The organism is Haliscomenobacter sp. (assembly GCF_040403615.1).
Taxonomy (GTDB): domain Bacteria; phylum Bacteroidota; class Bacteroidia; order Chitinophagales; family Saprospiraceae; genus Haliscomenobacter.
Genome location: NZ_JBBAKG010000109.1, coordinates 5,717 through 18,601, shown reverse-complemented (window position 1 = coordinate 18,601; position 12,885 = coordinate 5,717). Strand labels below are relative to the sequence as shown.

The 12,885-nt window shown below is 46.2% G+C and carries 6 protein-coding genes; 1 reads left to right on the top strand and 5 read right to left on the bottom strand.

Annotation, left to right across the window (positions count from 1 at the left end):
* Positions 1 to 174: 174 nt before the first annotated feature.
* On the bottom strand, positions 175 to 1,359 hold the full coding sequence (locus ABW391_RS24270) for an acyltransferase family protein (protein WP_353484493.1): 1,185 nt from the start codon (positions 1,357 to 1,359) through the stop codon (positions 175 to 177).
* A 149-nt stretch (positions 1,360 to 1,508) separates the two neighbouring features.
* Here ABW391_RS24270 and ABW391_RS24265 point away from each other — a divergent pair, with 149 nt between their 5' ends.
* On the top strand, positions 1,509 to 2,009 hold the full coding sequence (locus ABW391_RS24265) for a DUF1761 domain-containing protein (protein WP_353484492.1): 501 nt from the start codon (positions 1,509 to 1,511) through the stop codon (positions 2,007 to 2,009).
* Between the two features lie 49 nt (positions 2,010 to 2,058).
* On the opposite strand, the gene arr is transcribed toward ABW391_RS24265, so the two are convergent.
* The 4 genes from arr to ABW391_RS24245 form a co-directional block, all read right to left on the bottom strand.
* The gene (gene arr / locus ABW391_RS24260) at positions 2,059 to 2,514 is read right to left on the bottom strand and encodes an NAD(+)--rifampin ADP-ribosyltransferase (RefSeq protein ID WP_353484491.1); all 456 of its coding nucleotides are present in this window, start codon (positions 2,512 to 2,514) and stop codon (positions 2,059 to 2,061) included.
* Between the two features lie 103 nt (positions 2,515 to 2,617).
* Entirely contained in the window at positions 2,618 to 2,995 is a 378-nt protein-coding gene (locus ABW391_RS24255; protein ID WP_353484490.1) for a VOC family protein, read from the bottom strand.
* Positions 2,996 to 3,177: 182 nt separating this feature from the next.
* Complete coding sequence (locus ABW391_RS24250) at positions 3,178 to 9,198, bottom strand: T9SS type A sorting domain-containing protein (protein ID WP_353484489.1); 6,021 nt, start codon at positions 9,196 to 9,198, stop codon at positions 3,178 to 3,180.
* 141 nt (positions 9,199 to 9,339) lie between these two features.
* Positions 9,340 to 12,885, bottom strand: a 3,546-nt coding sequence (locus ABW391_RS24245; protein WP_353484488.1) for a T9SS type A sorting domain-containing protein, incomplete at its 5' end; no start/stop codon positions are given.

Sequence of the window (12,885 nt, the reverse complement as noted above, 5' to 3'; positions counted from 1 at the left end):
TAAGATCATGTCTAATTTTTTTTGTTTTGCTGCAAATGGCCCGATTTGGGATGGATTTCGTTCCGAAAATGCTCATGTAGCGCTGCTACACTCCGCTTTTCGTGCCTCATCCATCCCAAATCAGCCTCATTTTCGCTTAAAACAAAAATATTTAGACATGCTCTAAGATCATGTCTAAATCTTAATAAAAATTCGCTTGCGGTACATCCAGTCAAGCACAAAAAATTGCACCGCCAGGATTACCGTACCACTCACCAGGGTACGGTATCCTTCTCCAAAAAGCAGGTCGTACTGTTGACTAATGTTGATGCGGAAAGAAGAGTCGATGAACTCGACCACCGTATGAGCCAGGACATAAGCAGCAATGGAATTCATACCCAGGATTTTGAGTACATAAAACCAGCGGCCCTGCTGCATCACATCCACCAGGTAATAAAAACCAGCCAGAAAAAGGAAACACCATCCACCGCTAAACAAAACCCAGCTAGGCGTCCAGATGCGCTTCACATTGGGGCATATTCCCAGGAGATTGAATAAGAAGCCAAGTACCAGCAAAATCAGCCCGGTAAAGAGCAATTTACGCAGTAAAACCCTGGTTTCTTGCGCCGTTTTTAGCCATTGTCCGGCAATCAAGCCCAGGGTCATCGTACCCAAAGTGGGGATAAAACTCAAGGTTGCATAGCCCCCACCGTTGAATTGAAATAGGGATGGACGTGGAAAGAGATTCAAAAACCAGCGGTCAAATGCCCAGGCTGGGTTGGTATTTTTGTTCCAATGCGCAGCAAAACCCTGCAAATGATGCGGCCAATCGGCTGCCACCCCTGCTTCTGCCCAGTTGAAATCAGCACCCGGCAGAGGATAAAATGCAAACAAGGCCCAATAGCCCAATAAAATCAAGCCCAGAGCTATCCATTGTATCCGCAGGGAACTCCGCCCCAAGGCAAACAAAATGACATAGCCCAGTCCAATCTGGGTCAGGGTATCTTCAAAAGTAAAATTGGTTTGCTCGGCGTGCATGGAGCGCAGGAAAATCCCCAACAAAATCAGAATCAGCGCCCTACGAAATGTATGCCCCCAAATCTGCCAGGTAGATTGCCCCTGACTCATCCGGCTGGCCAAAGAATACGGCATTGCGACCCCCACCAAAAATGAAAACGAAGGTTGGATCAAATCGTGCAAAGCACAACCCACCCAGGACACATGGCTCTGGTGGTGGTACAAAAAAGCCCAAAACCAACTGTTGGGAAAGGCCTGCGATACATGACCAAATTCAAGCACTTCGGCCATCATTAAAAACATAACCAGTCCACGGTAGACATCTACTGAACCAAGGCGAGTAGGGAGGGCAATATTTGACATATGCAACAGGTGTTTTAAGCGTGTGGAAGGTAAGAAACGGTTTTTAAAAATTAATCCCAGCTTAGAAAAATCAACAAATCATTTTGAATTCAAAACTATTTATTTAAATTGCGACCAGAAACACCTTTTTCAACCTAAAAACAAACAACATGGCATTTAACTTTCTCCTTATCTTTCTAACCGCACTTGTGCCGTTAATTACCGGTTTTGTATGGTTCAATCCAAAAGTTTTTGGCAATGCCTGGATGAAAGCGGCAGGCGTTACTCCTGAGATGGAAAAAGAATCGAATATGCTTTTGATCTTTGGTTTGACTTATGTATTGGGGTTGATGTTGACTTTAATACTGCACACGGTGGTGATCCATCAGACGCACATTTATTCCATCCTTGCCGATACAGAGGGATTCGGAAAGGAAGGCTCGGGAATCATGGATTACATTGCTGATTTCATGGCCAAATACGGTCATAATTTCCGTTCCTTCAAACATGGTGCATTGCATGGAACGATAGCCGGAATTTTTCTGGTCATGCCCTGTATTGCTACCAATGCCCTTTTCGAAAGGAAAGGCTTCAAGTACATTGCCATCAACAGCGGATTCTGGATTTTGAATTTGATGCTGATGGGCGGACTGGTTTGCCAATTTGGGTAAAATCCTGGCTGTTGAAACACGACCACGCACGGTGTTGCCTGTTCGTGTTTCAACTGTCGAAGTCATTTAAAGAATTAATCCCTTGTTCTTTAAGTCGTTCTAATCCGTCTTTCATTGCCTTAACTTGCTCTGGTGGATGTCCTTGCCAAATCGTAACTTCTCCGATAACTTTAAATGGATGTGTTGAACGATAAGATTTCGTTGGATTTCCTGGAAATTTTTTGTCTGTTAAATCAGGATCATCTTCAATTGCTCCTATTGGTTCAACTAAGTAAATTCTTTCAGGTCCTTCTCCAAAGGAGAGTTCTGCACCCCAGATGGCAGCGTCTAATGTAGCTGTTAAGAAAATGTATTTTGAATTTTTTCTTTGTCCAAAGTTTGAGTTGAAACCAACTTCAATAAAATCGCCAACTTTGAGGTCAGCTTTTGTTCCATGAAAGTAGGTTTGAGCGAAATGAGTAGCACTTTTTCCGTTTGATTTGTTGTCTTTATTGTTTTTTTCCATAGCATTTCATGATAATTGCACAAATTAGAAGTGTCGTCTTGGCTTCTGTAATCCAGTAATGCATTTCAAGTGAAACTCATTTCCTTTGCCTCATTACGCTTTGTTAGTCAATCGGTTCCCACAACTGGATTTTGTTTCCTTCTGCATCTAGGATGTGTACAAATTTGCCGTAGTCGTATGTTTCAATTGTGTCCAAAATCGTTACCCCTTCATCTTTTAATACTTCAACCAGGTCTTCCAGGTTTTCAACCCGGTAATTGATCATAAAATCTTTGCTTGAAGGCTCAAAGTATTTTGTCGATTCGGCGAAAGGCGTCCATTGTGTCTGTGCTTTCTTGGTAGAGTCTGGGCTTTCGTACCATTCAAAGGTTGCCCCATAAGGATTTGTTTCCAGTCCAAGGTGCTTTTGGTACCATTCAGTCATTGCTTTGGGGTCTTTACATTTGAAAAAAACGCCCCCAATACCGGTTACTTTTTTCATGTTGATGTTGTTTGTTGTTGTTGTGAATATTCATACTACTGGAGATTTTTTGTTCACACAGATTTGACACAGATCAAATCGCAGATTTAACACAGAAAAATCTGCGTTAAATCTGCGAAAAAATCTGTGCCCCATCTGCGTGAAATAAAAATATCTCGTAGCTCCGGCTCCCACACCCCATCCTAATTCCCCATCTTCGCAACTCTTTCCAAATACACCAATCTTCCTTCCGCATTTACCCGCAGAGCGTAAGTTCCAGCGGGCAAGTCGATTAGACTAATACGTTCGTTGACATTCAGTTGTTGCCCCAGGCGGCGGCGCCAAATCACCTTACCCGTCAAGTCGAGTAACTGCACCTCAAGAGGGAGCGCTTCCTTGAGCCTCAATTCCAATTGCAATTCATCCACCGTGGGGTTCGGATAAATACGCGCCAACTCCAGCACCGAGAAGTCGATGGTTGAGGTGGTTTTCACCACGATGGTTTCGCCCGTTTGGCAGTTTTTGTTGTCGGTTACCACTACCGAGTAAGTACCCACTGGAATACCAGTCAGATTTTCGCTGGTCGTTCCGTTGTTCCAGCGGTACCGGTACGGCGGAGTGCCGCCACTCGGATTGGTTTTCAGCGATCCATTCGCCAATTCTCCTTTGGGTGCAACCACCTCAAAGGTGATCCGCAAAGGGTCGGGTTGTGGTACAGCGTAGGTAAAAAAGAGGGAACAATTGTCGGAATCGCTGACCAGCAACGAATAAGCTCCTGCGCGCAGGTTGCTCAATCGGCGCAAATCAAGCGCCAGTACCTGGCCTTGGGCGTTTTGCCAACTCCAGCGGTATGGTGCCTTTCCACCACTCAAACCGATGGCCAATCCGCCAGAAGAACCCCCATTGCAAACCACACTGCTGATGGTATCATTCACCACAATCCCATTGGCGGGTTCGCTGATGGTGAAGGGACCGAAAGTCATTTTGCAACTGTCGGAATCGCTCACCCTGAGGGTGTATTGTCCCGCCTTGAGGTTGTTGATGCTGCGGTTGCTGATGCGGTTGTTCCATTCGTACTTATATGGTGCTCGCCCACCTTGAATGCTCACGGTGATGACCCCGCTTGCTTCGCCACGGCACTTCACATTGGTGATGTCTAGTGTGGCAACTTGCAGGGAAGGATTGCCTTGCACCGTAGCTACGGGCAAGGTATCGGTGCACATGCGGCCATCGCTGACTACCCCGTAGTACTGCCCACCACCAACCTGGGTCAAATCCTCGGTAATGGCAATTTGTTGCTTGTTGCTTTTGTCAAACCATTTGTAGCTGTAGGGCGAGGTGCCGCCAGAACTGGACACAAAAACGCCTCCTCCAGAAAGGCCACCGCAGGTACTGTTGCGAATGCTGTCGCGTCGAATACGCAACAGGGCAGGTTCGCGAATTGAACTGATGCTAGAACTGACCTGACAACCCTTGGCGTCTACCACCAATACCTGATAATCGTTGTCGGGAGGCAGGTTGTTCACTTTGGCGCTGGTTTGGCTGGTGTTGATCGGGTTGGCCACATTGTTGAAAATGTAGAGATAGGGCGCAGTACCACCAGTGATGGCAGCGCTGACTTCGCCGTCTTTTTTGCCAAAACAACTGATGTCTTTGGTGGCAAAAGTGGTCAACTTGATGGGGTCACCGGCATTGCGCAATTTGATGGCAGGCGGGATACTGATGCATCCATTTGCATCGGTGACGGTGACCGAGTAATCGTCGGCGGGTTGATTGACAATGGCACTGCTTTTGGCGCCTGTGCTCCACAGGTAGCTGTAGGGCAACGATCCACCTGTGGCCACTACACTCAATGCATTGGAACGGTCGCCTTGACACACACTGCCCACTTGAACTCTGGTTTCTGCAAGCAGTCGATTCGGTTGTGTCAATTTAAAATCGAGATTGAGGGGACAACCATTGTTGTCGAGTACAAATAGCCGATAGTCTCCAGCGGGCAAGCGGTACGCCGCAGGCCCAGTGGAGTTGCTGCCTATCCAAGTGTATTTGTAAGGTTTTCGGCCCCCATTGATGGCCAACTCTACAAATCCGGTTGAATCCCCGTTGCAGGTGATTTGCCCTAAACCCAACACTTCATTGGTCAATTTTGCAGGGGTAGTCAGCACAATGGAGTCTTTTTTCAAAACACAGCCCAAGCGATCAGTCACCGTTACTGCAAAATTCCCTGCACTCAGGTTTTGGCGCAGTTCCTGGGTAGCGCCGTCGTTCCATTTGTATTGAATGGGCGGATTTTCAACCTTTAACATTTGTACGTTGATGAATCCATCCCGCGAGCCAAAACACAAAGGCGAAGCCGATGCGATATTGGCCAGCAGGGGTTGTTTTTCGGCCCGCAACACAAACGCGGTATCGGCAATACAGCCTTTGCCGTCAATAATCCTGACTTTGTGCTTGCCTACGCCCAAATTCAGGACAAAATTGGTGGTGTCTCCTTTTTCCCAGTTGTAATGAAAGGGAGGAAAGCCCCCATTAGGCACAATCGACACAATCCCGTTGTCCAACCCCAGACAGGTAGGAGAATTAATCGTAGCGGTTAGCGCAAAAACAGAGGTTGCAACGAGGCCAACCTTCAGGCTATCCGCGAGGCAGTTGTTGGCATCCCGCACCAATACGCTGTACTTACCTACCCCTAAACTGCCCAGATTGGCGGTGGTTTTGCCGTTACTCCATTCGTAGCGGTAGGGCGCCGTTCCTCCTATAACCCTGGTTAAAATTTTCCCCGTGGTATCTCCATAACATTTGGGCGCAGTGATGGTAGCCACACTGGCCTGAAGTACAGGAGGGCTGCCCACGATGACCGTAGTGCTGGTTTGGCATTTATTGCCATCGGTTAGTGTTATCGGGTAATTGCCTGCTGCCAAATTGCGGATAACCGGCAAGGTGACCCCGTTTTCCCAGTTGTACCTATAGGGGGCAACGCCTCCCCGTCCATTCACCCGAATCATGCCTCCACGATTGCCCGCACAGGTTACTGACAGGTTGGAATCGACAACAACGGCGAGCAGAGGGGGCGAGTTCAGTACAAAACTACGGGTATACAAGCAGCCAGCTCCATCGGTGATGGTCACCGCGTGCGCTCCTCGGGCTACCCGTTCCAAATCTTCTTTGATGGAGTTGTTGCTCCAGCGGTATTGAAAATTGCCAGCGCCACCAAATACGCTCAGGTCAATTTTTCCGTCCAGGCTGGCGTAGCAATTGGGTTGAATCAAACTGGCTAAAACCCGCACAGAATCCGGCTCTTTGACCACCAGATTGTCTACTACCGCACTACAGGTTCCGCTGGTGATGGTTACAGCATAAGTACCGCCCGACACTTTACTCAATACCGCCAAAGTATCGCCATTGCTCCACTTGAAACGCGCGTTGCCGCGCACATCCAGGCTTATTTGGCCATTCTTGGCTTTATAACAAGTTACAGGCTGAATCTCAATATTCCGCACCTCGATACCCGGCCCATTGATAAAGGCGTTGCGCAAAATAAAGCGACAGCCTCGGCTGGAATTATCAGTAATGGTGACCCGATAAGATCCTTGAGAGAGGCCAGATATGCGAAACGGGCCTGCTCCTACCCCACTGGAATCATCCCGAATGCCTGCCCCACTCCATTCGTAACGGAAAGGCGCCAATCCATTCAAGGGGACAACTGTGATCGACCCATTGGTTCCATTACAAACACTGACATCGGTCGTGCTGCGCCGAATGGAATCAATGCTGTTGGTGGTCGTAACCACCACTTTGCCGGTACTAGAACAAGCTTTGCTATCGGTTAGGGTAAGTTGATAGCGGGTTTTTACGCCCTTTTCGGTTCCGCCTTCGATGCGGATCGCTGCGGTTTCTTCTCCCGTACTCCACAGGTAAGTGTAAGCTCCAGTGCCTCCACTGGGTGTGGCGCCGATCAATTGGGTTGATTCCAAACACAAGTTGAACGAATCGGAAGGGCTGAAGGCAATGCGCGGCAAGGGATTGACTTTGAGGGTAAAATCACCCGATTTTTTACAACCCAAAGGGCTGGTCATTTCATAAAAGTACTTGGTAGTAGTTCCCGGACTTACCAGGGGGGTGTTGATTAACGTTCCCGCACCAATTGGAAGCGCCCGGTAAAAGGCCAGATTTGCCTGGGTAAAATGGTCATCGTCAATTTTGGTACGATTGAGGTCAAAGGTCTGTTGGGCGCAGATTTCGGGTTGTTCTGTCACGATTGGATTGGGCAATGGATTGACCACTACGATTACTTCGGCGCGTACATTGGAAAAGCAACGCAAGCGGTTGTCTACTGCCTCGGCGTAATACCGATGCACCACTGGAGTCAGTCCATTGTTGGCAGGAAGTTGAGGAAAAAACACTTGACCTGAAATGATCGCATTGCCACCCGATGGTTGAGTGTACCAAAAAATGAGGTCGCCTTGCACTGGTTTTGCACTGATCACCGGGGCTTCGCCCGAACAAATGGTATCCCCTTTTACGGTTGGCGGCAGCAAGACCGTATCGTCGGCACCACCATTGCAATTGTTGTCGATATTGTCACATGGCACTTCAGGGTTTCCTGGATTGATTGCAGCATTTTGGTCATTGCAATCGGTATTGTTGCGGACGTAGCCAGTTGGTGGAATGGTGGCACAACTGAAGATCGGAAGTGCTGCATTGCCATACCCATCGCGATCGGCATCGGCGTAAAACGGCTGTGCAGGCCAGCCCAGGTATTTGGATCCATGCAAGGCAATGTTGTCCAACCCAATATCGCCCAAAGAGCCATTTCCCTTGATGCCTACAAAACGGAATTGCAACACCGTTCCATCGCTGTATTTGCGCAAGCTCAGGGAAGTACGTAGCCAATGGTTGCCTTGGTTGCCTTTGCGTTCCCAAAGCGATTGCCAGGAGACGCCGCCATCTGTCGAGATTTCCAAGCGCAAAGTGCCGATTGAAGTGCCGTACATGTGGTAGTAAAAGGAAAGATGACAAGTATCGGTTCCTTTTTTATCCAATTGAAAACAGCCCGATTGCAAGAGTGCTCGACTGCCATTGCTGCATTGAAAGCCGGTGGTTTCGATGTAGGCGTAATGCCCACTGCCGCCCACATCCTGATCTGGCCCAGTATCTGGTGTAGGTGTGGGATCTTTGTAAATCAACCAATTGAACCCATTGTTGGGCGCATTGCGCCAAATCCCGGTTTGGGTACAAACTGCGTTGCAAATGGGATCACAGGTGAGCTGCCCATCGAAAGTTTCCATTGTAGTCGGCTTGGGAGGCAAACAACCCGTGCGGATGCTGATGGGGCAAGAATTATCGGAAAAAGCGCCACCATTGCAGGAGCGGCGCACATAGATATCGTAAGGCGTATCCGGCAATAGTCCCTGTAATGCATATGGCGGACAGCCAGAAACGCGAACGACGGTGCCGCCACTTCCTGCCTGTACGCCAACCCCGGGTGAGAATCCTGGCGGGCCGTATTCCACTACAGACACTCCGGTGTTGCAGCCATCACTTGGACTCCAGTTGAGCGTTACCGTAGTGGTATCTTGTCCTAAAACAGAAACGGTTTGGGCAGGCAAACAACTTAGTGGTGCGAAAATCAGCTCCACGAATTCAAAGCGCCCAGTATCTTGTTGAGAATCATCGCAGATCAACAATTGCCAAATGCCGTTGGGACTGGTTTTGTTGTCGTTGAAATTGAGAAAGGATTCCTGAGGAAGGTAAACTTTGTCGGTAAAAGGCGCTTCGCCCTGATCAATGGGGGTACATGCACTGGTGGCAAAACGCACAAAACCCTGGCAATTGCTTCCTCCTGGCACGCCGTAATTGTCGCTGCCCCCGCCATTGTTCATGCTCAAAATAACCCGGTTTCCATTGGGAGAAATCAATCGAATGGTCAAATCGGCTGCCCATTCGTGTTGGATACGCAAACGCACTTCTTTGAGGTAAACGTCACGCCCCAAGGCCGTACCTGGCGCATTGTTGACCTGGATGTCAAATAAATTGGCGAGAAAAAAACCATTGTTGTCGGGACAAGTGTAATCGCGAATTGCCCAGGCGGTATCACAACGCGAAGGGTTGCTCAACTTTGGTACACCTTGTGCCTGAGCGTTAGACCAGCTCAACAGGGTAAAAACGGTCAAAGTGAGCAAAGCGATCCGTAGTATTGTTTGGAGTGCGTACGTGTATTGCATAATCGTGTTTTGGGAAAACTGAGTTAAAAATACAGTTTTCGGAAGCAATGCCAAGCTAAAAATTTGTCATTGGTGTTGCGGTAAACAGAAAAGGCCAGCAATTGGTGGATTACTGGCCTTTCAAAGAGATAAGGTGAGAAATTATTTCAGCCAGATCATTTTTCTACTTGCATGAAATTCAGAAGTTTCCAGGCTATAATAGTACACCCCAGCATTTGTCAGCAGTTCAGCGCTTACTTCCAATTGATGCCAACCCTGCTCTAGGTTTCCTCTTGAAACTTTGATCAAACGCCCGTCAATACTGAAAACACTGAATTTATAGGATGTTGTAATGGGAACATAGACAGGAACTTGTGTGGTATAACTGAATGGATTGGGAATGTTTTGTCCCAAAAAATAACCAGATACATCTAAATTTCCTGGTGATTCGGTGGGGTTGAACGAAGGGGAGTCAATAAAGGGTCTTTTGGGGCGTCGGTTTTGAATATCAAGGATTGCTTGATTTTTGACGATATTTTTTTCTTTTCCAAATCCAGGGCAGTTGTTAACTGTAATGGTAAACTTCCCAGGTACAGCAGGACACCCCAAAACGGGTGCTAGCAATAGATTTAGAGGAGTTGAAGCATTTAAATTGATCGAGTCAATGAGTTGGTCTTTTGTCGTTTCAATAATGAAGATATTGTGTTCAGCAGGTTGAGCCACATACAATTTAGACGCGTCGGTTGAAAGCACACATGTACTGGCATTGTTGGCCTTGAGTAATTTTTTCAATTGAATACCAGTTGCTTTTCGATCAAATGAAAACAAGCCACCGTTTAATGTTGCCAAATATACCTTATTACTTTTTGGAACAAAGGTCATCCAATTGGGTTGATGATCCAATACAAATTTAGCATCCGTGCTTCCATCCACAAGGTTTACGCGGTATAGGACTTGATTGTTTAGATTGAGGACAAACATCTTTTCTCCATCGGGATCTGCAAAGCAATTGCTAATGCCCTCATTGAAATTTGTATTAAATCGCTGCAATATGGAAAAAGACCGTGGGTTGGCAACCGCCATTTCTTTTCCATCTTGGCTGAATAGATACATACGGAATCCCCTAGGGCTAAGCGCGAATGCACCAATGTTTTTTGAAGCTAAAATTTTTCCTACAATCTGGAAGTTGTCTGTGTTAACCACCAAAATGGTATTGCAGTCAACAAAAGAAACAAAAAGCAGTTTTCCGTCACTACTGAATGCCATTTGCTTTGGAACATTACAAGTTATTCCTTCTAAATTTATGGCCGAAATATAGTCTCGGGTTGTAGCATCAAGTACAATTATTTTGTTTGAAAAATTATCACTGGCAAAAATCTTCTTGCCATCCGTTTGCATAACCAGATTTTGGAGTCCACCTGGATTGTAATCATAAGAACGAGTTTGGATAATGTCATCTTTGCCAATCCAGCCAAATCTGGAAGCATAGCCACCTCCATCAAGATAACTGAGGTACAATTGTTCAGGATATTCTATGTTGTATTGAACCTCTGTTGATGTTCCTCCAGCAAGGATAGAGGGTTCAAATGCTGGGATATCTCCAGTTCCTGATCTGGGCAAACCGATATCTCTGAAAAGTGTCCACCTTACCGTTTGTCCTCGAATTAATTTTCCAAAAGCGATGGGGTCGCTCGTTTTTCCAACACACAATTCCTGATTGGGTACAGAAGCCAACGCGGTACTTGGCAATACCGAGATGTAAAACGAATCACGCGTGCCGATACATTTGTCATATTGACTTATACTTAGCCTTGATTCCACTTTAATTTTCATGCGGCTCATTTCCAGGGAAGTATTGCTGCCAATAAAACTCGGAATATTACCTATCCCAGTTGCTGGTAACCCTAAAACCGGATTGTCATTTGTCCATTTTACATCTAAGAACCGAACATTAGATCCAAAGGCAGGAATGATGACCTGGGTACAGTTTAGAACCGTTTGATTATTTGGGAAACTGGCCAATACGGGTTTAGGGGCAACCCCGATAGAAATCTCACGCATTGGTACGGTACAAACACTTGAATTGCCTCCCAATGAAACGATTTGTAACTTCAATTTCGACCCAATAAATTCAAAATTAGCTCCCTTGGCTACAAACGAAGGAACGCTTCCACTGCCACTAGCAGCCAGCCCTACATTGGAATTCGAATTTGTCCATTGTAATTCAAAACCTTTGATGTTGTTGTCCTTAAATTCTATACCCGCAAAAGTTTCGCCAGTACACAGCTGGACCGATTCAGCGATGATTGCAGGTAATTCTGGTCGAGGAAGTACCGTCATCCTAAAAGAAACCGTATCGGTTCGGCAGGTCTGGTTGGGAAAGGCATATGAAACCTTGAAGATTCCGGATTGGGCTTCTGCGCTTTTATTGATTGCTGTTAAATTAAATCCAATAGTACCAACGGACAACCCAATAGCTAGCTCAGGCCTGGAAAATGTCCATTGATAGTTTTGTAATCCAGGAAACAAAATTCCAGTCAATTCATTGTGACAAAAAGTGACATCGGGAAAGCGCTGAAAAATAACCCGCTGTTTGACTTTGATGGAAAAAATCCGGGAACTCCCTACACAAGAATCATTGCCAAATTTGAGTACCGGAATTACTTCAAGCTTTATGGTTTGATCCTGATCTCCTGGTGCATTGGCCAAAAATTTTGGAACGACATTGTTTCCACGACGGAGTACACCTACATCAGGGCCTTCAACAACCCGCCAACGATAGATAGTGCCTGGTTCAGTTCCTGAAAATGTTATAGCCCGAAGGCTATCTCGATGACAAACCGAATAGTCAGGGATCTGATCAACTTGTGGTCTATTTATTGGCAAAACCTGAATTTGGAAAGTAAATACCGAATCAGGGCAGACTTTTACCCCGTTCACTTTCCGTTCACGAATCATCGTAATTTTGGCGGTATTGATTTTATCACCTGTATTGACAACTGTAAACGCAGGAATGGTATCCGTTCCACTTTCTTGCAACCCTATACTGGGGTTATTATTGTACCATCGAAGGGAGAGAAAGCTTTGTTCTCGGGGCAAAGCTAGTCTAGCAAATTGGTCTCCTTTGCAATAAATTTGCACCTTATTGATGGGTAAAGAGTAAAATGGAATGGCGCCCAAGACATGATAATCAACTACAAATGAATCTTGCTTACAAATGTTGTTGTCTACTTTAAAACTGGGATAAACAATATACCTGATGAAATTGTCAGATGAAGAAATGAATCCAGAAACATCAACAGCTGGAATATCTCCTGCTCCTGATTCCGGAAAAGAGAGTATGTCTCCAAATTTTTTCTTCCAGGTAAAATCAATCCCAGGATATCGTTTTTGCAATGAAATTACGGAACTGCTTTTACCTGAACAGACAATTTGAGTAGGAATCGGGTCTATTTTTGAGGGTAAAGAGCTGCTGCCCAAGGTAATTTTAAAAGTTTTGGGTGAAGCGGTACAATCCCCATCGCTAACAAAAAATTGCGCCCCACTTTTGTACAATTGGGTAAATATCAGCGTATCTTGATAAGCATCTAAATAGGAAAACGGATAGGTATTGAGAAAGACTTGATCTCCACTTGGGTTTACAGCCATTTGATAGGCTCCATTCAAATAACCACCATCCACATTATTTGGAGCAATCGTTTTGATCAC